Source organism: Streptomyces sp. NP160 (genome assembly GCF_006335115.1).
GTDB lineage: Bacteria > Actinomycetota > Actinomycetes > Actinomycetales > Quadrisphaeraceae > Quadrisphaera.
The window spans coordinates 19,249-42,317 of the sequence record NZ_VDMJ01000014.1; the positions used below are offsets into that span (position 1 = coordinate 19,249).

The 23,069-nt window shown below is 75.0% G+C and carries 21 protein-coding genes; 15 read left to right on the forward strand and 6 right to left on the reverse strand.

Going from position 1 to position 23,069, the window contains the following annotated elements; all coding sequences use genetic code 11:
* Positions 1 to 13 precede the first annotated feature (13 nt).
* Complete coding sequence (locus FHN55_RS08565) at positions 14 to 496, reverse strand: succinate dehydrogenase hydrophobic membrane anchor subunit (protein ID WP_139711897.1); 483 nt, start codon at positions 494 to 496, stop codon at positions 14 to 16.
* A gap of 16 nt (positions 497 to 512) precedes the next feature.
* On the reverse strand, positions 513 to 905 hold the full coding sequence (gene sdhC / locus FHN55_RS08570) for a succinate dehydrogenase, cytochrome b556 subunit (RefSeq protein ID WP_139711969.1): 393 nt from the start codon (positions 903 to 905) through the stop codon (positions 513 to 515).
* A gap of 246 nt (positions 906 to 1,151) precedes the next feature.
* Between sdhC and FHN55_RS08575 the strand changes: the two genes are divergently transcribed.
* From FHN55_RS08575 to cofG, 13 genes are all read left to right on the forward strand, one after another.
* Positions 1,152 to 2,303 carry a mannose-1-phosphate guanylyltransferase gene (locus FHN55_RS08575; RefSeq protein WP_139711898.1) on the forward strand — a complete coding sequence of 384 codons (1,152 nt, stop codon included), beginning with the start codon at positions 1,152 to 1,154 and terminating at the stop codon, positions 2,301 to 2,303.
* Between the two features lie 18 nt (positions 2,304 to 2,321).
* Entirely contained in the window at positions 2,322 to 3,542 is a 1,221-nt protein-coding gene (locus tag FHN55_RS08580) for an amidohydrolase (protein WP_218974475.1), read from the forward strand.
* A gap of 178 nt (positions 3,543 to 3,720) precedes the next feature.
* The gene (locus FHN55_RS08585; protein ID WP_139711899.1) at positions 3,721 to 4,806 is read left to right on the forward strand and encodes a BMP family protein; all 1,086 of its coding nucleotides are present in this window, start codon (positions 3,721 to 3,723) and stop codon (positions 4,804 to 4,806) included.
* 137 nt (positions 4,807 to 4,943) lie between these two features.
* Complete coding sequence (locus tag FHN55_RS08590; protein WP_139711900.1) at positions 4,944 to 6,527, forward strand: ABC transporter ATP-binding protein; 1,584 nt, start codon at positions 4,944 to 4,946, stop codon at positions 6,525 to 6,527.
* Positions 6,527 to 7,843, forward strand: coding sequence for an ABC transporter permease (locus FHN55_RS08595; RefSeq protein ID WP_139711901.1), 1,317 nt, complete (start codon positions 6,527 to 6,529; stop codon positions 7,841 to 7,843). Before FHN55_RS08590 ends, FHN55_RS08595 begins: the two co-directional genes overlap by 1 nt.
* Positions 7,840 to 9,138 (forward strand): ABC transporter permease, encoded by a 1,299-nt coding sequence (locus FHN55_RS08600; RefSeq protein ID WP_218974476.1) that lies wholly within the window; start codon positions 7,840 to 7,842, stop codon positions 9,136 to 9,138. Before FHN55_RS08595 ends, FHN55_RS08600 begins: the two co-directional genes overlap by 4 nt.
* A 10-nt stretch (positions 9,139 to 9,148) precedes the next feature.
* The gene (locus FHN55_RS08605; RefSeq protein WP_139711902.1) at positions 9,149 to 9,565 is read left to right on the forward strand and encodes a cytidine deaminase; all 417 of its coding nucleotides are present in this window, start codon (positions 9,149 to 9,151) and stop codon (positions 9,563 to 9,565) included.
* A gap of 93 nt (positions 9,566 to 9,658) precedes the next feature.
* A complete protein-coding gene (locus FHN55_RS08610) occupies positions 9,659 to 11,005 on the forward strand; it encodes a thymidine phosphorylase (RefSeq protein WP_139711903.1) in 1,347 nt (448 codons plus the stop codon).
* 102 nt (positions 11,006 to 11,107) lie between these two features.
* Entirely contained in the window at positions 11,108 to 12,055 is a 948-nt protein-coding gene (locus tag FHN55_RS08615; protein WP_139711904.1) for a 3-keto-5-aminohexanoate cleavage protein, read from the forward strand.
* A gap of 32 nt (positions 12,056 to 12,087) precedes the next feature.
* Positions 12,088 to 12,294: a hypothetical protein gene (locus tag FHN55_RS08620; protein WP_139711905.1), complete on the forward strand. Its 207-nt coding sequence runs from the start codon at positions 12,088 to 12,090 to the stop codon at positions 12,292 to 12,294.
* Positions 12,291 to 13,367 carry an adenosine deaminase gene (locus FHN55_RS08625; RefSeq protein ID WP_139711906.1) on the forward strand — a complete coding sequence of 359 codons (1,077 nt, stop codon included), beginning with the start codon at positions 12,291 to 12,293 and terminating at the stop codon, positions 13,365 to 13,367. The genes FHN55_RS08620 and FHN55_RS08625 overlap by 4 nt, the downstream gene beginning before the upstream one ends.
* Before the next feature lie 101 nt (positions 13,368 to 13,468).
* Positions 13,469 to 13,930: a VOC family protein gene (locus tag FHN55_RS08630; RefSeq protein ID WP_306821796.1), complete on the forward strand. Its 462-nt coding sequence runs from the start codon at positions 13,469 to 13,471 to the stop codon at positions 13,928 to 13,930.
* 27 nt (positions 13,931 to 13,957) lie between these two features.
* The gene (gene cofG, locus FHN55_RS08635) at positions 13,958 to 15,250 is read left to right on the forward strand and encodes a 7,8-didemethyl-8-hydroxy-5-deazariboflavin synthase CofG (protein ID WP_373995715.1); all 1,293 of its coding nucleotides are present in this window, start codon (positions 13,958 to 13,960) and stop codon (positions 15,248 to 15,250) included.
* Between the two features lie 3 nt (positions 15,251 to 15,253).
* Here the strand turns inward: cofG and FHN55_RS08640 are convergent, their stop codons facing one another.
* From FHN55_RS08640 to FHN55_RS08650, 3 genes are read right to left on the reverse strand one after another with little or no spacing between them, the layout of a single operon-like run.
* A complete protein-coding gene (locus FHN55_RS08640) occupies positions 15,254 to 16,753 on the reverse strand; it encodes an NAD(P)/FAD-dependent oxidoreductase (RefSeq protein ID WP_139711907.1) in 1,500 nt (499 codons plus the stop codon).
* Positions 16,754 to 16,755: 2 nt separating this feature from the next.
* Positions 16,756 to 17,934, reverse strand: a complete 1,179-nt coding sequence (locus FHN55_RS08645; RefSeq protein WP_218974477.1) for a hypothetical protein — start codon at positions 17,932 to 17,934, stop codon at positions 16,756 to 16,758.
* Positions 17,931 to 20,012 carry a M13 family metallopeptidase gene (locus FHN55_RS08650; protein ID WP_139711908.1) on the reverse strand — a complete coding sequence of 694 codons (2,082 nt, stop codon included), beginning with the start codon at positions 20,010 to 20,012 and terminating at the stop codon, positions 17,931 to 17,933. Before FHN55_RS08650 ends, FHN55_RS08645 begins: the two co-directional genes overlap by 4 nt.
* A 26-nt stretch (positions 20,013 to 20,038) precedes the next feature.
* On the opposite strand from FHN55_RS08650, the gene FHN55_RS08655 reads away from it, so the two are divergent.
* Both FHN55_RS08655 and deoC read left to right on the forward strand, forming a co-directional pair.
* Complete coding sequence (locus FHN55_RS08655) at positions 20,039 to 21,154, forward strand: DUF3533 domain-containing protein (protein WP_139711909.1); 1,116 nt, start codon at positions 20,039 to 20,041, stop codon at positions 21,152 to 21,154.
* A 34-nt stretch (positions 21,155 to 21,188) separates the two neighbouring features.
* Positions 21,189 to 21,893: a deoxyribose-phosphate aldolase gene (gene deoC / locus FHN55_RS08660; protein WP_139711910.1), complete on the forward strand. Its 705-nt coding sequence runs from the start codon at positions 21,189 to 21,191 to the stop codon at positions 21,891 to 21,893.
* A gap of 13 nt (positions 21,894 to 21,906) precedes the next feature.
* Here the strand turns inward: deoC and FHN55_RS08665 are convergent, their stop codons facing one another.
* Positions 21,907 to 23,043 carry a GGDEF domain-containing protein gene (locus FHN55_RS08665; RefSeq protein ID WP_139711911.1) on the reverse strand — a complete coding sequence of 379 codons (1,137 nt, stop codon included), beginning with the start codon at positions 23,041 to 23,043 and terminating at the stop codon, positions 21,907 to 21,909.
* Positions 23,044 to 23,069 lie beyond the last annotated feature (26 nt).

Consider the following 23,069-nt stretch of genomic DNA (forward strand, 5'->3'; position numbering starts at 1 on the left):
CTCGAGCGGTCGGTCAGCGGGCGGGGCAGAAGGACGGCAGGTCGGCGGGGTTGACGCCGGCGCCGGTGGGGCACGGGTCGAAGGTGAAGATCACCAGGGTGCCGAGGACGACGGTCAGCGTGAAGGCCGCGTACAGGCCCATCTTCAGCCAGAACCGGGTGCCGTTGCGCTCGGCGTAGTCGTTGATGATCGTGCGCACGCCGTTGGTGCCGTGCAGCATCGCCAGCCACAGCATCGACAGGTCCCAGACCTGCCAGAACGGCGAGGCCCACTTGCCGGCCACGAAGGCGAAGTCGACCTGGTGGATGCCGTCGCCCAGCACCAGGTTCACCAGCAGGTGCCCGAGGATCAGGACGACGAGCAGCACCCCGCTCATGCGCATGAACAGCCACGCGTAGAGCTCGAAGTTCGTCCTGGTGGGCTTGCTGCGCCGGTACGGCGAGCGGGGAGCGTCGATCGCCTCGGCCGGACCGGGCGTGGACTGCAGTGCGGTCATCGCGGGAGCCCCTCTCTCAGCCGTTGACCGGGGAGAAGATGATCATCATGTGCCGCACCATGAACGGCACGAAGAGGAGGACCCACACCGCGATGACGCCCCAGAAGAGCTGGCGGTGGTAGCGGGGGCCCTTGGACCAGAAGTCGATGAGCATCACGCGGATGCCGTTGAAGGCGTGGAAGAGGACGGCGGCGACGAGGCCGGCCTCGCCCAGGCCCACGACGGGGTTCTTGTAGCTGCCGATCACCGCGTTGTACGCCTCGGGAGAGACGTTGACGAGCGCGGTGTCCAGCACGTGGACCAGGAGGAAGATGAAGATCAGCACACCGGTGATGCGGTGGCCGACCCACGACCACATGCCCTCGCGGCCCCGGTAGAGGGTGCCGGTGGGCCCTGAGACCGTCGGCATCAGCGTGCGTGCCACGGAGTGCGCCTCCTCGTGTCCTCTGAACTGCACTGTCCCGTGACGTGCACGGTGCCTGCGTGAGCCGGCGTCGGCGCCCCGCGCGGCCCGACCTGCGTGCTGGCTGGTGCCTCGCTGGGGTCTGACCGTGACTGCGGCGTCGCCGTGAGCGTACTGCCGGGTGACGATCGTGCTCCCCGCGCGGCGCGCTGAGGTGACCTACGCCTCACGCCGTTGTGCCAGGCTGGCGGCGTGACCGCTGCAGACGCACCCCAGCGCCGCGCTGACCGCCGCATCGAGGGCTTCGCCGCGGTCGTGCCCGCCGGCGGTGCCGGGACGCGCCTGTGGCCCCTCTCGCGCGCGGGCGCCCCCAAGTTCCTCCACGACCTGACCGGCTCGGGCCGGTCCCTGCTGCAGGCGACCTGGGACCGCCTGGAGCCCCTCGCCGGCGCCGACCACCTGCTCCTGGTCACGGGCCGGGCGCACGCCGGCGCCGTGCGCGGGGCCCTGCCGGAGCTGCGGGAGGGCAACCTGCTGCTCGAGCCGTCCGCGCGCGACTCGATGGCCGCCATCGGGCTGGCGGCCGCCGTCCTGGAGCACCGCGAGGGGCCCGCGGCGGTGCTCGGGTCCTTCGCCGCCGACCACGTCATCGACGACGACGAGGCCTTCGGCGACGCCGTCAGCCAGGCGGTCGCCACCGCCCGCACGGGTGAGGTGGTGACCATCGGCATCACGCCCACCGGCCCCGCCGTCCAGTTCGGCTACATCCGCAGCGCCGGGCCGCTGTCCGTGCCCGGCGCCCCGGACGCGCTGCGCGTGGCGGAGTTCGTGGAGAAGCCCGACGCCGCCACCGCCGCCGGGTACGTCGACAGCGGCGACTACCGGTGGAACGCGGGGATGTTCGTGGTGGGCGCCGGAGTGCTGCTGGGCCACCTCCACGAGCAGCTGCCGGCCCTCGCTGACGGCCTGCGCGAGATCGCCGCGGCCTGGGACGGCCCGGGCCGGGACGCGGCGCTGGCCGCGGTGTGGCCCGGACTGGTGAAGATCGCCATCGACCACGCCATCGCGGAGCCGGTGGCCGCTGCGGGCGGCGTTGCCGTCGTCCCCGGGGCCTTCGGGTGGGACGACGTGGGCGACTGGGACTCCCTGGCCGCCATGCTGCCGGGCGCCGCCTCGCGGGTGGCGGTCCTCGGTGACGACGGCGCCGTGCTGGGCCTGGCCGCCACGGGCCTGGTCGTGGCCGGCAGCGGGGTGCCCGGGCGCACGGTGTCGGTGCTGGGCGTGCCCGACGTCGTCGTCGTCGACACCCCCGACGCCCTGCTCGTCACCACGCGTGAGCACGCGCAGTCCGTCAAGGGCCTCGTCGGGGCCTGGCGCGACCGCGGCCGCGACGACCTGGTCTGACGCGCGCATGATCCTGCGGTGACCTACCACGTCCGCCGGTCCCCGGAGCGCGAGCCCGACCGCCCGCGCACCCTGGCCGAGCTCCTCGCGCCGCGCCTGGAGGCCCTGGTGGCCTTCCGGCGCGACGTGCACGCCCACCCCGAGACGGCCCACGCCGAGCACCGCACCACCGCCCGGGTGGCCGAGGCGCTGCGCGCGGCAGGGCTCGAGCCGCGCCTGCTGCCCGGCACGGGGCTCGTCTGCGACGTCGGAGCGGGCCCGCGCACCTTGGCGCTGCGCGCCGACCTCGACGCGCTGCCCCTGGCCGACGAGACCTCCAGCCCCTGGTGCTCGACGGTGCCCGGCGTCGCGCACGCGTGCGGGCACGACGTGCACACCACGGCCGTGCTGGGCGCCGGGCTGGTGCTGGCGGACCTGGCGCGCGCCGGACACCTGCCGGGCCGGGTGCGGCTGCTGTTCCAGCCCGCCGAGGAGGTCACCCCCGGCGGCGCGCTGGGCGTGGTGGCCGCCGGAGCGCTCGACGGCGTGGAGCGGATCTTCGCGGTGCACTGCGACCCCCACACCGACGTCGGCAGGGTGGGGCTGCGCGTGGGCGCCATCACCTCCGCCTTCGACCAGGTGAAGGTGGAGCTGCACGGCCCCGGCGGCCACACCTCGCGGCCGCACCTCACCGGGGACCTCGTCTTCGCCCTCGCCAAGGTGGTCACCGAGGTGCCCGCCGTGATGTCGCGCCGGCTCGACCCGCGCGCGGGCGTGTCGCTGGTGTGGGGCCGCGTCAGCGCCGGTGGTGCGGCGAACGCCATCCCGCGCGTGGGCGTGGCCGAGGGCACCCTGCGCTGCGTGCGCCAGGACGCCTGGAAGGACGCCGGGGACCTCCTGCCCCAGGTGGTCCGCGAGGTGGTGGCGCCCTACGGCCTGCGCGCCGACGTCGACCTGCAGCGCGGCGTGCCACCGGTGGTCAACGAGGCGGTGAGCACGGGTCTGCTGCAACGGGCCGCCGAGGAGCAGCTGGGGGAGGGCGCCGCGGTGCCCACCGACCAGAGCCTGGGCGGGGAGGACTTCGCCTGGTACCTGCAGCACGTCGCCGGCGCGATGGCCCGCCTGGGGACGCGCACGCCCGGCGGCCCGACCCACGACCTGCACCGCGGTGACTTCGAGGCGGACGAGCGGGCGATCGCCCACGGCGCACGGCTGCTGGCCGGTGCGGCGGTCGAGGCGCTGCGCCTGCCGCTCGCCTGAGGGCGGGTTTGGCGGCCGGTCGATCGGTGGTCGCAGGCCCCTTCGACCGCTGACCGACCGCCGCCGACCCCGCTCCGGGTCACGGAACGGTTGCGATCCTGCTCGCGGGGCTCGTCGAGCCGGGTGCCGCCCGCCTAGGGTTCCGGGCGACACCGCCCCCCGACGGAGGACACCACTCGTGAAGAAGAAGCTCGGCTCCCTCGCAGCCGTCGGGGCGATCGCCCTGCTGGCCGCCGGCTGCGGCGAGGCACCGACCACCGGCTCCGGTGGCGAGTCCGCCTCCGGCGGCGCCTCGGGCTCCGCCTCCGACCTCAAGGCGTGCATGGTCTCCGACGCCGGCGGCTTCGAGGACCAGTCCTTCAACCAGGCCGGCCTCGAGGGCCTGGAGCAGGCGAAGTCCGAGCTCGGCATCGAGACCACCACCACCGAGTCGAGCAGCAACGCCGACTACGCGCCGAACATCGCCAGCCTCGTGCAGCAGAACTGCAACCTCATCGTCTCGGTGGGCTTCCTGCTGGCCGACGCGACCGGCCAGGCCGCCGACGCCAACAAGGACACCCAGTTCGCGATCGTCGACTCCACGGTCGACCCGGCCCGCGACAACGTGAAGCCGCTGCTGTTCGACACCGCGCAGGCCGCCTACCTGGCCGGCTACGTCGCGGCCGGCACCTCCAAGACCGGCACCGTGGCCACCTACGGCGGCATCCAGCTGCCCTCGGTGACGATCTTCATGGACGGCTTCGTGGACGGCGTCGCGAAGTACAACGAGGAGACCGGCAAGTCCGTCAAGGTGCTCGGCTGGGACAAGGCCGCGCAGACCGGCTCGTTCACCGGTGACTTCGAGGACGCCAGCAAGGGCCAGAACACCACCCAGAACTTCATCGACCAGGGCGCCGACGTCATCCTGCCGGTGGCCGGCCCGGTCGGCTCCGGCACGCTGGCAGCCGCCAAGGCCGCCGGTGACGTCAAGGTCATCTGGGTCGACTCCGACGGCTACAACACCCAGCCCGACTACCGCGACATCATCCTCACCACCGTGGTGAAGGAGATCGGCGCGGCCGTCAAGGACGCGGTGCAGACCGAGGCCGACGGCCAGTTCTCCTCCGAGCCGTACGTCGGCACGCTGGAGAACGGCGGCGTGAGCCTGGCGCCGTACCACGACCTCGACGCGGAGGTGCCGCAGGAGGTCAAGGACGGCGTGGAGGCCCTGCAGCAGCAGATCGTCGACGGGACGATCACGGTGGAGTCCCCCTCCACCCCGTGACCCGTCCCTGACCCCGCCTCACCGCGCGGGGTCGCCCTCGGGCCCCCCGGTAGCGTGCCGGGGGGCCCGAACCGTGCAGCGGACCGCCGGAGCTGCAGCTGGACCACCACTCACCGGGTGCGGAAGGAGGTGCGGGCGTGGAGCTCGCGCTCGAGGGGATCACCAAGCGCTTCGGGTCGCTGGTGGCCAACGACGCCATCGACCTCGTGGTCGCCCCCGGAGAGGTGCACTGCCTCCTCGGCGAGAACGGCGCCGGCAAGAGCACCCTCATGAACGTGCTGTACGGCCTGTACCGGCCGGACGAGGGCCGCATCCTCGTGGACGGGCGGCCGCTGGAGCTGACAGGCCCTGGGGACGCCATGGCCGCCGGCATCGGCATGGTGCACCAGCACTTCATGCTCGTGCCCGTCTTCACCGTCGCCGAGAACGTCGTCCTCGGCAACGAGCCCACGAAGGGCGGCTTCCTCGACCTCGCCACCGCCCGCCGCCGGGTGCGCGAGCTGTCGGACCGCTACGGCCTCGCCGTCGACCCGGACGCGCTCGTGGAGGACCTGCCGGTCGGCGTCCAGCAGCGCGTCGAGATCATCAAGGCGCTCGTGCGGGACGCGGAGGTGCTCATCCTCGACGAGCCCACCGCCGTCCTGACCCCGCAGGAGACCGACGAGCTGATCGCGATCATGCGCCAGCTCACCGCCGCCGGCACCTCGATCGTCTTCATCACCCACAAGCTGCGCGAGGTCCGCGCCATCGCCGACCGCATCACGGTCATCCGCCGCGGCAAGGTGGTCGGCTCCGCGGACCCGACCGCCCCCGAGAACGAGCTCGCCGCCCTCATGGTCGGGCGCAGCGTCTCCCTGGGCGTCGAGAAGGTCCCCGCGGCGCCGGGCGAGGTGACCGTCCAGGTGCGCGACCTCGTCGTCCGCGACGCCGCCGGTACCCGCGTGGTCGACGGCGTCGACCTCGACATCGCCCGCGGCGAGGTCCTCGCCGTCGCCGGGGTGCAGGGCAACGGCCAGACGGAGCTGACCGAGGCGATCGTCGGGCTGCAGGAGGACGTCAGCGGCTCGGTCCGCCTGGTGGGTCAGGAGCTGGTCGGCCGCTCGACGCGGCAGGTGCTCGAGGCGGGCGTCGGCTTCGTCCCCGAGGACCGCACGCACGACGGCCTGGTCGGCAGCTTCTCCATCGAGGAGAACCTCGTCCTGGACCGCCACCGGGACGGCGCCTTCGCGCGCGGCACGGCGATGGACCGCGCCGCGCTGCGCCGCAACGCCACCGAGCTCATCGCCCAGTACGACGTCCGGGCCTCCGGTCCCTCGGTGGCCGCCGGGACGCTCTCCGGCGGCAACCAGCAGAAGGTGGTGCTCGCCCGCGAGCTGAGCCGCCCGCTGCAGCTCTTCATCGCCTCACAGCCGACGCGAGGCCTCGACGTCGGCTCCATCGAGTTCGTCCACCGGCGGATCATCGCCGAGCGGGACGCCGGCACGCCGGTGCTCATCGTGTCCACGGAGCTGGACGAGGTGCTCGCGCTGGCCGACAGGATCGCGGTGATGTACCGCGGGAAGGTGGTGGGCGTCGTGCCCGGCGGCACCGACAGGGACGTCCTCGGGCTCATGATGGCCGGGGTCCCGGCCGCGGAGGCGGCGCAGCAGGCCGCCGCGCACCCCAGCGAGGTGGAAGCCGCCGCCGCGGAAGCCGGCGACGGCGAAGGGACGCCCGTCTGATGGCCAGCACTCCGCCCTCCGGGGCCTCCGCCGCCTCCCCGCCGCCCACCGGCGGTCCCGCGCCCTCGCCCTCGGCGCCCGAAGGCCCGGCGCAGCCCGGCAGCGTGGCCGCCTGGGTCGCCGGCGCCCGCACGAGCACCTGGCTCGTCTCCCTGCTGGCCGTGCTCGTCTCGTTCGTGCTCGGCGGCCTGCTCATCGCCGCCACCGACGACGCGACCCGCGAGGCGTCCGGCTACTTCTTCGCCCGGCCCACCGACACCCTCGTGGCGGGCTGGGACGCCGCCGTGCAGGCGTACGCGGCGATGCTGCGCGGCGCCGTCGTCGACTGGCAGGCGCCGAGCCTCGTGCGGGCGCTGCGGCCCCTCACGGAGACGCTCACCGTGTCGACGCCGCTGATCGCGGCGGGCCTGGCCGTGGCGCTCGCCTTCCGCGCGGGCCTGTTCAACATCGGCGCGCAGGGGCAGATCATCATCGGGGCGCTGTTCGCCGGCGCCGTGGGCTTCGGGGTCGACGCCCCGCTGGTGGTGCACCTGCCGCTGGCCGTCCTCGCGGGTGTGGTCGGCGGGGCCCTGTGGGGCGGCCTGGTGGGCCTGCTGCGGGCCCGCGCGGGCGCCTCCGAGGTGATCGTCACGATCATGCTCAACTACGTGGCCCTGCAGCTGCTCTCCTACCTGCTGACCACGCCGTCCTTCCAGCGCGGCGGGTCGGCCAACCCGATCTCCCCGCCGGTGGCGGACTCGGCGGCCTTCCCGCTGCTGCTGGGGTCCCAGTTCCGGCTGCACCTCGGCTTCCTCGTGGTGCTGCTGGCCGCCGCCGCCGTGTGGTGGCTCCTCGAGCGGAGCACCGTCGGCTTCCGGTGGCGGGCCGTCGGCGCCAACCCCGCCGCCGCCCGGACCGCGGGCATCTCCGTCTCGTGGGCCTTCGTGGGCGTGATGCTCGCCTCCGGCGCCCTCGCCGGGCTCGCCGCCTCCGCCCAGCTGCTCGGCACCGAGAAGTCGCTGACCGCCGGCATCGCCGGCCAGATCGGCTTCGACGCCATCACGGTGGCGCTGCTCGGGCGCTCCCGTCCGCTCGGGGTGGTCCTCGCGGGCCTGCTCTTCGGCGCCCTGCGCGCCGGTGGGGTGCTCATGCAGGCCTCCACCGGCACCCCCATCGACATCGTCCTCGTCGTCCAGTCGGTGATCGTGCTGCTCATCGCCGCGCCACCGCTGGTGCGCACCGTCTTCCGGCTGGAGCCCAGGCGCCGCGCCCCCAAGGGGAGGGGCCGCTCCGGTGCGCCCGCCCAGACCTCGCAGGCCGGGAGGGCCGCCGCGTGACCGCCGCACCGACCACCTCACCGTCCCCGGCCTCGGGGGCCTCCGGCGGGCAGGCCACCCCGGTGGCCGACCGGCTCAGCCCGCGCCCGGTCATCACCTACCTGGTGCTGACCGCGATCGCGGTCGCGCTCTTCGCGGTCTCCGCTCCCGACGGCACCTCGAGGTTCCGCCTGTCCGGTCGCGGCGACGCGGTGCAGCTGCCCGAGCTGCCGCTGCCCGGCGCGGCGTCCGGGTGGGTCGTCGCCCTCGTCTGCATCGCGATCACGGTGCTCGTCGAGCGCGACCGCCGCGCCGGCCGCCGCACCGGCTGGTGGGCGCCCGTGGTGTTCGGGGCCGCCTGGCTGGTCGGCTTCCTGGTCTGGGTGGTCGCCGGGCAGACCATCAGCCTCGTCGGCCTGCTCGGCGGCGGCCTGGTGCTCTCCGTGCCGATCGTGCTGGGAGCGCTCGGCGGGGTGGTCAGCGAGCGCGCCGGCGTGGTGAACATCGCCATCGAGGGGCAGCTGCTCGCGGGGGCCTTCGGCGCCGCGGTGGTCGCGAGCGCCACGGACAGCGCCTACGCGGGCCTGCTCGCGGCGCCGCTGGCCGGGGCGCTGGTGGGGGTGCTGCTGGCCGTCTTCGCCATCCGGTACGTCGTCAACCAGATCATCGTGGGCGTCGTCCTCAACGTGCTGGTCATCGGCCTGACCAGCTACCTGTTCAGCACCGTGCTGTCGGGCAGCTCCGGGCTGAACTCCCCGCCGGGCCTGTCGCCGGTGCGGATCCCGCTGCTGGCCGACATCCCGGTGCTCGGGTCCGTGCTGTTCAACCAGTCCGTCGTCGTCTACCTCATGTACGTGCTGGTGGTCGTCGTCCACGTGGCGCTCTTCCGCACCCGGTGGGGCCTGCGGGTCCGCGCCGTCGGCGAGCACCCCAAGGCCGCCGACACGGTCGGCATCGACGTCAACCGCACGCGCTTCGTCAACGTCGTCCTGTCCGGCGCGCTGGCCGGCCTCGGCGGGGCGATGCTGACCCTGGGCGTGGGCCTGGCCTTCGGCGAGGAGATCAGCGCGGGCAAGGGCTACATCGCCCTCGCCGCCATGATCTTCGGTCGCTACACGCCGGTCGGGGCGCTGGTGGCGGCCCTGCTGTTCGGCCTGGCGACCAACCTGCAGGACATCCTCGCCTCCATCGCGACGCCGGTGCCCTCGCAGTTCCTGCTCATGGCGCCCTACCTCGTCACCGTCTTCGCCGTGGCCGGGCTGGTGGGCCGCGTGCGGCCGCCGGCGGCTGACGGCGAGCCCTACGTCAAGCAGTGAGGAGCCTCGCGTGACCGGAGCAGCAGACCAGCAGGACGTCGACTGGGACGGCCTGCTGGCCGCCGCCCGCTCCGTGCAGCAGCAGGCCTACGCGCCGTACTCCCGCTTCCGCGTGGGCGCGGCCGCGCTCGTGGACGACGGCCGCGTGGTGACCGGGTGCAACGTGGAGAACGCCGGCTACGGCGTCACGCTGTGCGCCGAGTGCGGGCTCGTGTCCTCGCTGGTCGCCGGTGGCGGTGGCCGGCTGGTGGCGTTCGCCTGCGTGGGCGGCGACGACGCGCGGCTGATCATGCCGTGCGGGCGCTGCCGCCAGCTGCTCTACGAGCACGGCGGGCGCTCGCTGCTGGTCTCCACGCCCGAGGGCGTGCAGACGATGGCCGAGGTGCTGCCGCAGGGCTTCGGGCCGGAGGAGCTCGAGCGCGGCTGAGGCCGCGCCACCGTCGTCGTCCTGCTCCGGGGCGCCCTCCCCGCGACGGACCGCGGTCCGGTGCGTCGGGGCGGCGGTGGCAGGGTGGGCGGCGTGAGCCAGCCCGCCGACGCGCCCACCCAGAAGACCGCCCAGAAGACCGAGCCGCACGACGCCGTCGAGGTGATCGCCGCCAAGCGCGACCGCCACGAGCTCACCGACTCCCAGATCGACTGGGTGGTCGACGCGTTCACCCGCGGCGCGGTGGCCGACGAGCAGATGAGCGCGCTGGCCATGGCGGTCCTGCTCAACGGCATGGGCCGCCGCGAGATCTCCCGCTGGACCGCGGCGATGATCGCCTCCGGCGAGCGCCTCGACTTCTCCGGGCTGAGCCGGCCCACGGCCGACAAGCACTCCACCGGCGGCGTCGGCGACAAGATCACGCTGCCGCTGGCGCCGCTCGTGGCGGCGTGCGGGGTCGCCGTGCCGCAGCTGTCCGGCCGCGGCCTCGGCCACACCGGCGGCACCCTCGACAAGCTCGAGGCGATCCCCGGGTGGCGGGCGGCCCTCTCCAACGACGAGATGCTGGCGCAGCTGGAGGACGTCGGGGCCGTCGTCTGCGCCGCCGGGTCGGGGCTGGCGCCGGCCGACAAGAAGCTCTACGCGCTGCGCGACGTCACCGGCACGGTGGAGGCGATCCCGCTCATCGCCAGCTCCATCATGAGCAAGAAGATCGCCGAGGGCACCGGCGCGCTCGTGCTGGACGTGAAGGTCGGCACCGGCGCGTTCATGAAGACGCGGGAGGACGCCGAGGAGCTCGCACGGACCATGGTCGACCTCGGCACGGACGCTGGGGTGCGCACGGTGGCGCTGCTCACGGAGATGTCGACCCCGCTCGGCCTGACCGCCGGCAACGCCCTCGAGGTCCGGGAGTCCGTCGAGGTGCTGGCCGGTGGCGGCCCGCGCGACGTCGTCGACCTGACCCTGGCGCTGGCCCGCGAGATGCTCGCCGCCGCCGGCCGGGAGGACGTCGACCCGGCCGACGCCCTCGCCGACGGCCGCGCGATGGACGTGTGGCGCAGGATGATCGCCGCGCAGGGTGGTGACCCGTCCGCGGAGCTGCCGGTGGCGCGGCACACCCACGAGGTCCGCGCGGACGCCGACGGCGTGCTGACCCGCCTGGACGCCATGGCGGTGGGCCTGGCGGCCTGGCGCCTGGGTGCGGGGCGCGCCCGCGCGGGGGAGTCCGTGCAGGCGGGCGCCGGGGTGGAGCTGCGGGCCAAGCCCGGCGACGCCGTGCGCTCGGGCGACGTGCTCGCCGTGCTCCACACCGACACCCCGGAGCGCTTCGACCGGGCGCTCGCTGCGCTGGAGGGCGGCTGGGACGTCGCCCCCGCAGGCGCTGCGTCGTCACCGGGGGTGGCGCCGGCGGTCGACGTCGTCCTCGACCGCATCGGATAGAAATTCGGAGAGCGCAAGAACTTGTCGACGACGGTGGACCCCGCCTAGCCTCGGAGCACCGAGGCGGTCCGACGAGGGACCGCCGCGCCCCGAGGAGGCAGAGTGGCCACCGCCCTCGACAGGTACGCCGACGCCGCGCCCAGCTGGGACGGCCCCGTGGTCATCGAGTCGCACATCAACGGCGTGCGCAGCAAGGAGATGAACCCCAACACCCCCACCAGCTACGACGAGATCGCCGAGGACGCGATCCGCTGCTGGGAGGCGGGCGCCGGGGCCATCCACGCGCACAACACGAGCTTCGACCTGCTCGGGCGCGACGCCCACAAGGACTACCTCCGCACCTGGCAGCAGGTGCTCGACAAGCACCCCGACATCACCTGGTACCCCACCACCTGCAACAACCTGCGCCTGCTGCCGGGGGAGCACGGCCTGGAGCACGTGGCGTTGCTCAACGACTCCGGCGGCGCGAAGGTCGCCTGCCTCGACACCGGTTACACCCTGTTCGCCACCGAGCAGGACGACGAGGGCTACCTGAGCGGGCCCACCTTCGGCTTCGACCTGGCGCAGACGGCGGGCCAGGTGAAGATGCTGCGCGAGCGCGGCATCCCCATGGTCTTCGGCGTCTACGAGCCGGGGCACCTGCGCCACGCGCTGCACTACGTCAACAGGGGCCTCACCACGCCCGGCTCGATGTGGGACTTCTACCTCATCGGCGACTACGGCCTCACCGCCATGGAACCCATCGCCACCAACGGTGTGCCGCCCACGCTGGAGTCGCTGTACTTCTACCTGCACCTCATCGAGAAGGCGAAGGTCAAGCACCCCTGGTACATCTCCGTCTGGGGGCAGGGTGCGCTCGACGACACCACCGTGCTGCGCCGCGCGATCGAGCTGGGCGGCCACATCAAGACCGGCCTGGAGCTCTTCTACGACCCGGCCCGCAACCCCACCAACCTCGAGCTGCTGCAGCAGGCCCAGGAGATCGCCCGCGAGGTGGGCCGGCCGATCGCCACCCACGAGGAGGCGCGGGCGCTGTACCACCTCTCCTGAGCGGCCCGGCCGGGCTGGCTAGCCTGGCGGGCGTGAGCGAGACCGACCCCCTGTCCACCGAGCTGCCCGCCGAGGTGGACCCCGCGGACCTGGCCGAGCAGCAGCGCAGCTCGGCACCCAGCGAGGACGCCGACGAGCTCGGCGGCCCGCTCGGAGACGTCGAGGCCTCCGAGGCCGACGTCGTCGAGCAGCGCCAGGCCGTCCCGGACGCCGACGACGACGAGGAGTCCCGCGCATGAGCGACCTGCGCGAGCGCCTGGCCCGGGCCCCGAAGGTGGTGCTGCACGACCACCTCGACGGCGGCATGCGCGCCTCCACCCTGCTGGAGCTGGCCGACGAGATCGGCCACCAGCTGCCCGAGAGCACTCCGGAGGCCCTCGAGGCGTGGGTGCAGCGCCAGGCCGACTCCGGCTCCCTCGTGAGCTTCCTCGAGCCGTTCTCCCACACCGGCGCGGTGCTGCAGACGCCCCACGCCCTGGAGCGGGTGGCGCGCGAGAGCGTGCTCGACCTGGCCGCGGACGGCGTCGTCGTCATGGAGAGCCGGTTCGCGCCGGAGCTGTCCACCGCCGGTGGCCTGAGCGTCGAGGAGGTGCTCGACGCCGTGCTCGCCGGCCTGCACGCCGGCGCCGCCGAGGCCGCCGACGCCGGGCGCCCGATCCGCGTGGGCGCGATCGTCTGCGCCATGCGGCAGGCGGACAGGTCGCTGGAGGCGGCGCGGGCGGCGCTGTCGCGCCGCGACGCCGGGGTGGTCGGCTTCGACATCGCCGGCCCGGAGATCGGCTTCCCGGCCACCGACCACGCCGAGGCGTTCGCGCTGCTGCGCGAGAACCTCTTCCCCTTCACCGTCCACGCCGGCGAGGCCGTGGGGCCGGAGTCGGTGGCGCAGGCCCTGGCCGTGGGGGCGTCCCGCCTCGGGCACGGCGTCCGGGTGCTCGAGGACGTCACCGTCGGCGGCGACGACCCCAGCGCTCGTCCGCACTTCGGCCGCGTCGCGTCGTACGTGCGCGACCGGCAGGTGCCGCTCGAGGTGTGCCCGCGCTCCAACACGCAGACGGGCACCTCGCCGTCCATCGCCGGCCACCAGGTGACGGCGCTGCGCGACCTCGGCTTCACCATCACCCTGAGCAGCGACGACCGGCTCTGGACCGGCACGACGCTCACCGACGAGATGGTGCTGCTCGCGGAGGAGGCGGGCTGGGGCTGGGACGACTTCCGGCAGGTCACCCTCGACGCCCTCGACGCCGCCTTCATCGGCCAGGACGAGCGGATGGCGCTGCTGGAGCACGTCGTCATCCCCGGCTGGGCCGACTGACCCCACCCTTCGACCGTGATCATGGGCGTCNNCACGACGCCCATGATCACGGCGGCAGAGTGGTTCCGGGGTGTCGGTGGGCGGTGCCACGCTGCGGAGGCATGAGCAGCACGAGCGACGACGCAGCCCAGTCCAGCCCGCGGAGCACCCTCGTCACCGGTGACCCGATGGAGACCCCGGCCACCAGCACGCTGAGGGTCTCCCTCGAGCTGGTGATGGTCGGCGTCTCCGACGTCGACCGCGCCAAGCACTTCTACGCCGAGGTGCTTGGGTGGGGGTGCGACCACGACCAGCGCGTCTCCGACGACCTGCGCTTCATCCAGGTCACGCCGCCCGGCTCGGCGTGCTCCATCGCCTTCGGGCAGGGCATCACCCCGCTGCGCCCCGGTGACCAGAAGGGCCTGCAGGCGGTGGTCGACGACGCCGACGCGGCCCGCGCCGACCTGCTCGCGCGCGGCGTGGAGTGCACCGAGGTGGACGAGATGGCCTGGGGCCGGTTCGTCTTCTTCAACGACCCCGACGGCAACGCCTGGATCCTGCAGCAGATCCCCGCCCGAGGCTGAGGACCGCGCCGGACCTAGCCTCGTGAGGTGAGCACCGTCCTGCCCGACCCGACCTCACCGCCGAGCGAGCGCGCCGTCGAGGACGCGCTGCGCAGCGCCGAGGCCGGCGCCCCGCTCGAGCCCCGCCAGGCCGAGGCGCTCCTCGCGGCCCGGGGACCGTCCGACGGCGAGCCGCTCGACAGGCTGCTGCGCCTCGCGTCAGCGGTGCGCGACGGCGGCCTGGTCGCCGCCGGGCGTCCCGGCGTGGTCACGTACTCGCGCAAGGTGTTCGTCCCCGTCACCACGCTGTGCCGCGACAGGTGCCACTACTGCACCTTCGTCGACACGCCCCTGCAGCTGGCCCGCGCCGGCCGCGCCCCCTTCATGACCGAGGAGGAGGTGCTGGCGCTCACCCGCGACGGCGCGGCGCTGGAGTGCAAGGAGGCGCTCTTCACCCTCGGCGACCGACCCGAGGCCCGCTGGCCGGAGGCCGGGCAGTGGCTGGACGCGCACGGCTTCGCCTCGACGCTGGCGTACGTGCGCCACCTCGCCGTCCGGGTGCGCGAGGAGACCGGGATGCTCCCGCACCTCAACCCCGGCGTCATGACCGCCGACGAGCTGGCCGACCTGCGGCCCGTGGCGGCGTCGATGGGGATGATGCTCGAGACCACCAGCCGCGACCTGTTCGAGCGCCGCGGCGCCGCGCACTTCGGCAGCCCCGACAAGGACCCGGCCGTCCGGCTCCAGGTGCTGGAGGACGCCGGCGCCGCCGTCGTCCCCTTCACCACCGGCGTGCTGCTGGGGATCGGCGAGACGCCCGCCGACCGCATCGAGTCCCTGCTCGCCATCGCCGCGACGGCCCGCAGCCACGGTCACGTGCGGGAGGTGATCGTGCAGAACTTCCGCGCCAAGCCGCGCACCGCCATGCGCGGCGAGCCCGACCTCGCCCTGCAGGAGTACGCGGCCGCGCTCGCCGTCGCCAGGCTCCTCCTCGGGCCGGACCTGCGCGTCCAGGCGCCGCCGAACCTGTCCGACCCCGCGGAGCTCGTGCTGCTGCTGCGCGCCGGCGTCGACGACTGGGGCGGCGTCAGCCCGCTGACGCCCGACCACGTCAACCCCGAGCGGCCGTGGCCGCACCTCGACGACCTCGCCCGCTGGTCCGCCGCGCAGGGCTTCGAGCTGCGCGAGCGCCTGGCGCTGCAGCCCGAGCACGCCCTCGACGCGGAGCGGTGGCTCGACCCGGCGGTGCGCCCTGCCGTCGCGGCGCTCGCCGGTGCGGACGGTCTGGCCGTGCAGGGTCGCCGCCCGGTCGGACTGGCCCCTCGCCGTCCCGCCGCCTGAGCGTCAGCTGGCGGCGCCGTAGGGGGCGGGGTCGAAGCGCGCGTTGCGAGCGCGGAACTCCGCGGCGGACGCCGGCCACAGCAGCGCCAGCCGCCCGCTGCGGTCGTCGCGGTACCAGCTCGAGCAGCCGCCGTCCTGCCACACCGTCCCCGCGACCATCGCGTCGACCTCGCGCAGGTACGCGGCCTCGGTGCGCTCCGCCACCTCCAGCGGCGCCGCCGCCGGACCGGTCCGCCGCAGGTGGTCCAGCGCACCGAGCACGTGCTCGACCTGCGCCTCCAGCACGTCGATCGCCGAGGAGTGCCCGAGCACCGCGTGCGGCCCACCGAGCAGGAACAGGTTGGGGAACCCCGGCACCGCCGTGGAGGCGAACGCCGCCATCCCGCCGGCCCAGCGCTGCGCGAGCGTCCGCCCGCCCCGGCCGCGCAGCCGCTCGGCGATCGGCGGCCGCGTCGTGGTGAAGCCGGTGGCCAGCACTAGGGCGTCGAGCTCGTGCCGCATACCGGAGCCCGCCACCGCGGCGCCCCGCTCGACGTGCTGCAGCGCGGACGGCTCCAGCACGACGTCGTCGCGCAGCAGCGCGGGGTAGAAGTCGTCGGAGAGCAGCACGCGCTTGCAGCCGACCTCGTAGTCCGGCGTGAGCGCGCGCCGCAGCGGCCCGCCGGGGACCTGCGCCGCGAGGTGCTCGAGGGCCCGCGAGCGCAGGGCGTCGAGCGCGGGGCGCTCGCGGCGGCGCGCGGCGATGCCGGCGTCGAGCTCGGCCAGCAGCTCCGAGCGCAGCGCCCGCACGGCGGCGGGGTCGCGCCGCAGCGCCTCGCGCTCGGCCTCGGGGACCTCGGCGTCCCGCCGGGGCACCACCCACGCGGGCGTCCTCTGGAAGACCACCACGCGCTCCGCCAGCCCCGCGAGCTGCGGCACCACCTGCACCGCCGACGCCCCCGTGCCGACCACGCCCACGCGCAGGCCGCGCAGGTCGAGCCCGGCGTCCCAGCGGGCGGTGTGCACCACGGGCCCGGCGAAGCCGTCGAGGCCCGGCACGTCCGGCGTCCTCGGCTCGGCCAGCCGGCCCACCGCCGTCACGAGCACGCGCGCGCGGACCCGCAGCTCGCCGTAGGGCGTCGCGGCCGTCACGCGCCAGCGGCCGCCGTCGTCGTCCCAGGAGGCGTCGAGGACGTCGGTGCGCAGCCGCAGGTGCGGGCCGAGGCCCTCCTCGCGGGCGCTGGTGCGCAGGTACTCCTGCACCTGGGCGCCCCGCGCGTAGCGGTGCGTCCACGCCGGCTGCGGCCGGAAGCTGTAGGCGTACAGCGGCGCGGGCACGTCGCACGCGACGCCGGGGTAGGTGTTGTCCCGCCAGGTGCCGCCGACGTCGCCGCCGCGCTCGAGCACCACGAAGCTCTCCCGGCCGCGCCGGCGCAGCTGGATGGCCGTCGCCAGGCCCGCCACCCCGGCACCGACGACGGCGACGTCGACCACCAGCTCCTCCCGGGGTGGCCAGCTGCCCATGATCACGGAAGGGGGAGGCGCCGGTCGAGGGGGACGTCGGCGTACGTGGTGGTGCGCTGGCGCGGCGTGCGTCCCAGGCGCTGGGCGACGACGACGACGTCGGCGGCGGTCAGCTGCAGCCCCGCCTCCGCGCCGGCGTCCGGCGCGACCGCGCCGTCCAGCAGCAGCCCGCCGAGGTCGTCCGCGCCGCCCTCGAGCAGCTGCGCCACCAGCGGGGACGCGCCGCCGCCGAGCTTGGTCCACGCCACCTGCAGGTGTGCGACGTGACCGGGCCCTCCGCTGCCGAGCAGCAGTCGCGCCACGGCGTGCAGCGCCCGGGTCTCGCGCGCCGACGGGCCCGGCGCGCTGCGGGGCAGGCCCCGGGGCAGCGGGGCGGGCAGGGGAGCGGTCAGCGCCGGTGTCCAGGGCATGAGGATGAGCTCGGTGAACCCACCGGTGCGCCGCTGCACCTCCTGCAGCCGCCGCAGGTGCGCCACCTGCTGCCGGTGCGTCTCGAGGTGGCCGTAGACGAGCGTGGCCGTGGAGCGCAGGCCCACCTCGTGCGCGGTGGTGACGAGGTCCACCCACTGCTGCGAGGTCAGGTCGGGCGCGACGGGCGGCGCGAGGCGCGGGCGCAGCGCGTCGTCCAGCACGCGCGCGCCGGTGCCGGGCACGGAGCCCAGCCCCGCCTCGCGGGCAGCGGTCAGCCACTCCCGCGGGGTGCGCCCGGAGCGGGTGGCGGCGTCCAGCACCTCCGCGGGTCGGAAGGCGTGCAGGTGCAGCTGCGGGGCCCGCTCGTGGAGGGCGCGGACGAGGTCGAGGTAGCCGTCGTCGACGCTGCCGCGGCCGTCCTCGGCTGGCGACGAGGGCGGCAGCGGACCCTGCACGCACAGCTCGGTGGCACCCAGGCCCACCGCCTCGTCGACCAGCGCGTCGCGCAGCTCCGCCTGCGGCGAGCCCGGGGGCCCGGCCACCGCCGCCGTCGTGAGGTTGCGGTTGACCACGAACGTCAGCTCGTCGCCACGGCCGGTGCCGTTGGCGGCGACGTGCTCCGCGCGCCAGGCGTCGGCGAGCGCGCCCAGGGCGTCCAGGTGCGGCTCGTCGGTCGCGAGCAGCTGCTCGTAGCCGGCGTCGTCGAGCCCCGAGGGGTCGGCGACCGCCCAGCCGAGCAGCTCCTCGACCTGCCGCTGCTGCGGGCTCACCAGATGCGGACCCGCTGCTCCACGGGCGTGAACAGCGCGTCGCCCTCGACCACGCCGAACGCCTCGTGGAAGGCGTCGAGGTTGGTGACCACGGCGTTGGCCCGCAGGTCGGCGGGGGAGTGCGGGTCGATCGCGAGGCGGCGGCGCACCTCCGCCTCGCGGGTCTTGGTGCGCCACACCTGCGCCCAGCCGATGAGCACCCGCTGGGTGGCGGTGAACCCGTCGATCTCCGGGCCCTCCTGCAGGCCCGCCTCCTCCAGCGCGATCCGGTAGGCCTTCAGGGCGATGGTGAGGCCGCCGAGGTCGCCGATGTTCTCGCCCACCGTCAGCTCGCCGTTGACCTTCGCGTCCGGCGCCTCCCGCGGGGACAGCGCCGCGTACTGCGCGACGAGCGCGGCGGCGCGCCGCTCGAACTCCTCGCGGTCGGACGGGGTCCACCAGTCGACGAGGTTGCCCGAGCCGTCGTACTTGGAGCCCTGGTCGTCGAAGCCGTGGCCGATCTCGTGGCCGATCACCGCGCCGATGCCGCCGTAGTTGGCGGCGTCGTCGGCGTCGGCGTCGAAGAACGGCGGCTGCAGGATCGCCGCGGGGAAGACGATCTCGTTCATGACCGGGTGGTAGTACGCGTTGACGGTCTGCGGCGTCATGAGCCACTCCGACCTGTCGATCGGCTGCCCGATCTTCGCCAGCTCGTACGCGGTCTCCCACTTCCCGGTGCGCCGGACGGTGCCGACCAGGTCGGTGCCGTCGACGACGAGGGAGGAGTAGTCCTTCCAGCGGTCGGGGTAGCCGATCTTCGGGGTGAAGGCACCCAGCTTGGCGAGGGCCTTCTCGCGCGTCTCGGGGCCCATCCAGTCGAGGGTGGAGATGGAGCGCCGGTAGGCCTCGACGAGGTGGGCCACCAGCTCGACCATGCGCTCCTTGGCGCGCGGGGGGAAGTGGCGCTCCACGTAGAGCTGGCCGACCGCCTCGCCGAGCGTCCCCTCCACGAAGGAGACGCCGCGGCGCCAGCGCTCCCGCAGCTGCGGGGTGCCGGAGAGGGTGCGGCCGGAGAAGTCGAAGTGCTCCTCCACCAGGTCCGAGGACAGGTACGGCGCCAGGCCGCGCACCAGCCGCACCGCCAGCCAGGCCCGCCACTGCTCCAGCGGCCGGGAGTCGAGCAGGGCCGCCGCGCCGGTCACGAAGGACGGCTGGCGCACCACCACCTCGTCGAGCGCGTGGGCGCTGACGCCGGCGAGGCGGCTCGTGGGCCCGCCGTCGCCGTCCGTGCCGTCCTCGAGGTCCAGCAGCGCGGACCGCCACGCCTCCCAGTCCAGGCCGGGAGCGCTGGCCACCAGCGCGTCCCACGTCATGAGCGTGTACGTCTTGTGCGCGTCGCGCCGGGAGACCCGGTCCCAGCTGACGCCGGCCAGCGCGGTCTCCAGGTCGAGCACGACCGTGCCGAGCGGCTCCAGGCCCGCGAGGGCGCAGAGCCGGTCGAGGTGCTCGACGTACTTCCCGCGCACCTCGGCGTGCTCCTCGAGGCGGTAGTACGCCTCGTCCGGCAGGCCCAGACCGGCCTGCTCGGCGTAGACGACGTACCGGGAGGAGTCCTTGGCGTCGGGGGAGACGTACGCGGCCACCAGCGCCGCCAGCCCCTCGCGCTGGTAGCGGCCCAGCAGCGCGGCGAAGGCGCTGCGGTCGCGCACGGCGGCCACCTCCTCCAGCAGCGGCTGGAGCGGGGAGGCGCCCAGGGCCTCGACGCGCTCGACGTCCATGAACGCCCGGTAGGCCCGCCCCACCTGGCCGAGCGAACCGCCCGACGCCGGCCCGGAGGTCTCGGCGGGGGCGCTCGCGGCGGCCTCCTCGACGATGGCGCGGACCTGCTCCTCCGCCGCGTCGAACAGGGCGCGGAAGGCACCGTCGGAGCTGCGGTCCGCGGGGATCTCGTGGGAGGCGAGCCACGTGCCGTTGACGTGGCCGAAGAGGTCGTCCTGGGGGCGGACGGACGCGTCGACGTGGGCGAGGTCGAGGCCCGACCGAGCGGCGGGCTGCGGTGCTGCCTGAGCTGCCGGGGGCTGCGCCGGAGAGGTGGCCATGCCCCATCCTCCCTACTCTCGCCTGCGTGACGCAGGAGGCCCCGTCCGAGCCCACCGGCCAGGCCCGTGACGACTCCTCGGACGACTCCCCGGACGACTCCCCGGACGACTCCCCGCACGCCCCGGGCCACCACCCGCAGCACCGCGCCGAGGCGCCGTGGAGGGAGCTGCGCGGCTCCTTCAAGCACGCGGCGATCATCATCGCCGTGGCCACCGCGATGGTGGCGCTCTTCGCGCTCAGCTACATCGACGCGCTCGGCCGGCCCGTCGCGCGCGCTCTCCCGGTGGCGGTGGTCGGTGACGTCGCCGGGTCGCCGTTCGTGGCGGCGCTGGAGGGCGCCACCTCCCACGGCCTCCGGCTGGAGCGCGTGGCCACCGCCGCCGAGGGCGAGCGGCTGGTCGAGCTGCAGGAGGTGTACGCCGTCATCGCCTCGGCGGGCACGTCCGACCAGGGCCAGGACGTGGTCCGGCTGGAGCTCTCGAGCGCGTCCGGCGCGTCGGCCGCGCGCGTCCTGACCCAGGCCGCGCTGACCGCGGAGAACGCCTCCGGGGTGCAGCTGTCCACCACCGACCTGCACCCGCTGCCGTCCGCGGACCCCTCCGGCCTCGCCGCGTTCTACCTCACCATCACCGCGACGATCCTCGGCTTCGTCACCACCTTCCAGCTGCGCGCGCACGCCAGCCCCCTGACCCTGCGCGCCTGGGCGCTGGTGGCCGGCGCGCTGGTGGTGCTGGGGTCCCTCGTGCTGACCACCCTCGCGGTGGCCGTCCTCGACGTGCCGCTGCCGTTCTTCGAGACCTGGTGGGCGCTGGCGCTGCAGGTGCTCACCGCGTCCTCGTTCGCGGCGCTCATGGGCGTGCTCGTCGGCCGCTGGGCGATCCTGCCCACCTGGGCGCTGTTCATCCTGCTCGGCAACACCTCCTCCGGCGGCGCGGTGGCCCCCGGGCTGCTGCCCGAGCCGTTCAGCACGCTGTCGCGGGTGCTGCCCTCCGGCGCGCTCGTCTCCGCGCTCAGGGCCGCGGCGTACTTCAACGACACCCAGCGCTGGGAGCCGCGCCTGGTGCTGCTCGCGTGGGCGGTCGCGACGACGACGGCCCTCGTGCTCGTCTGCCGCGCCCGCCGCACCAGCCCGGCGCCCTGACCTCCGGCGGCGGCGGGCGCGGCAGGATGGAGGCATGAGCGCGGACAGCACCAGCACGACGACGACGTGGACGGCGGGGCGCGTGGCGCGCCTGGTCGACCACACGCTGCTCAAGCCCGAGGCCACCCCGGCCGACGTCGCGGCGCTGCTCGCCGACGCCCGGCGCCTGGGGGTGCTCGCCGTCTGCGTCTCGCCGTCCTTCCTGCCGCTGGGCCGCCTCGAGGGCGCCTCGACCGAGGGGCTCGTCGTGGCGACGGTGTGCGGCTTCCCCTCGGGCAAGCACGCCAGCGAGGTCAAGGCCGCCGAGGCCGCCGCGGCGGTGGCGGCCGGCGCTGACGAGGTCGACATGGTCATCGACGTGGGAGCGGCCCTGTCCGGCGACGTCGAGGCCGTCCGCGCCGACATCGCCGCCGTGCGCGCCGCCGTGCCGGCACCGGGCGTGCTCAAGGTCATCGTCGAGAGCGCCGCCCTGCCCGACGACGTGCTCGTCGCGGTGTGCCGCGCCGCCGAGGAGGCCGGGGCCGACTTCGTGAAGACCTCCACCGGCTTCCACCCCGCCGGCGGGGCCAGCGTGCACGCCGTGGAGGTCATGCACGCCACCGTCGGCGGCCGGCTGGGCATCAAGGCCTCCGGCGGCATCAGGACGGCGGAGGCGGCCGTCGCGCTGCTCGACGCCGGGGCCACGCGGCTCGGGCTGTCGGGGACGGCCGCCGTGCTGGAGGGGCTGCCCCGGGACTGAGGCGGCCGGCGCGTCAGCCGACGACGGCGGGGCGGGTGCCCGAGCGGTCGCCCCGCTCCTCGCGCCGTCGCGCCTTCACCGCGTACATCGCGGCGTCGGCGCGGCGCAGCAGCTCCTCGGCGGGCGCGGGGGCGTCGCACGCGGCGGTGCCGGCGCTGAGGCCGAGGGCCAGCACCAGCCCGTCCACGACGAGCGGCTCGTCGAGGCAGGCGCGCACGCGCTCAGCGACGGACTGGACGGCTGCGGGGCCGGACGCAGCGGGGAGCACCACCACGAACTCGTCGCCGCCGGTCCGGCCCACCTGCGCGGTGGGCCCGGCGGCCTGGCGGAGGCGGTGGGCCACCTCCACGAGCACGCGGTCTCCGACCTCGTGGCCGTGCTGGTCGTTGACGGGCTTGAAGCCGTCGAGGTCGCAGAAGACCACCGCGGCCAGCGACTGCGAGGAGGCCGCGGCGCAGGCCGTGGTCAGCGCCTCCGCGGTGCCGCGCCGCCCCAGCAGGCCGGTGAGCGCGTCGTGCTGGGCGGCGTGGAGGAGCTCGGCGTGCCGGGACCTCTCCGCGCGGGCCAGCGCCGCCTTGGAGCCCTCCCGCTGGCGGGCGAGGATCGCGACGTTGGTCAGCACCAGGGACGACAGCCCGAGCGCGGCGGCCTGCTCCGTCGCTCCGCGCAGCGCGTGCAGCACCCCGGCCTCGACTCCCGCCCCGACGGCGACGGACAGCACGGTCCCGGCGAGGGCGCCGGCCTCCAGGGCGCGGCGCCAGCGCCACTCCACGTGGACGCCGGCCACCAGCAGGCACGCCAGCGGCACGAGGGTCGGCAGGGCGCAGGAGACCAGCGCGAGGCTGCCGAGCACCTGCCCGAAGACCACCCGGCGCGCGGTGCGCCGGCGCAGGTCGCCACCCGCCATCCAGCGCTGGGCGGCGTCGTGCCGCAGGCCGAGGAAGGCCGTCCACAGCGCGACCACCACCGGCCACGGCCACGCACCCGGTGCGGAGCCGGTCTGGACCGCTGCGACGACCACCGACACGACCAGAGCGGCCAGGCCGACGCTGAAGACCACCACGAGGACGCGCGAGGGCCGCGGCTCGGCGGGCTGCAGCGCCCGGTCCGCGCCGCAGTCCGCCCCCGCCGCTCCGCCGGGACGCTCCACCTCCGCCACCTGTTGGTGATCGGCAG

What these genes read in the sequence shown, in the direction of transcription:
- FHN55_RS08625 (WP_139711906.1), top strand. Translation starts at nt 12,291, where the DNA reads ATGAGCGACCTGCGCGAGCGCCTGGCCCGGGCCCCGAAGGTGGTGCTG.
- FHN55_RS08640 (WP_139711907.1), bottom strand. Translation starts at nt 16,753, where the DNA reads ATGGGCAGCTGGCCACCCCGGGAGGAGCTGGTGGTCGACGTCGCCGTC.
- FHN55_RS08565 (WP_139711897.1), bottom strand. Translation starts at nt 496, where the DNA reads ATGACCGCACTGCAGTCCACGCCCGGTCCGGCCGAGGCGATCGACGCT.
- FHN55_RS08595 (WP_139711901.1), top strand. Translation starts at nt 6,527, where the DNA reads ATGGCCAGCACTCCGCCCTCCGGGGCCTCCGCCGCCTCCCCGCCGCCC.
- FHN55_RS08650 (WP_139711908.1), bottom strand. Translation starts at nt 20,012, where the DNA reads ATGGCCACCTCTCCGGCGCAGCCCCCGGCAGCTCAGGCAGCACCGCAG.
- deoC (WP_139711910.1), top strand. Translation starts at nt 21,189, where the DNA reads ATGAGCGCGGACAGCACCAGCACGACGACGACGTGGACGGCGGGGCGC.
- sdhC (WP_139711969.1), bottom strand. Translation starts at nt 905, where the DNA reads ATGCCGACGGTCTCAGGGCCCACCGGCACCCTCTACCGGGGCCGCGAG.
- FHN55_RS08630 (WP_306821796.1), top strand. Translation starts at nt 13,469, where the DNA reads ATGAGCAGCACGAGCGACGACGCAGCCCAGTCCAGCCCGCGGAGCACC.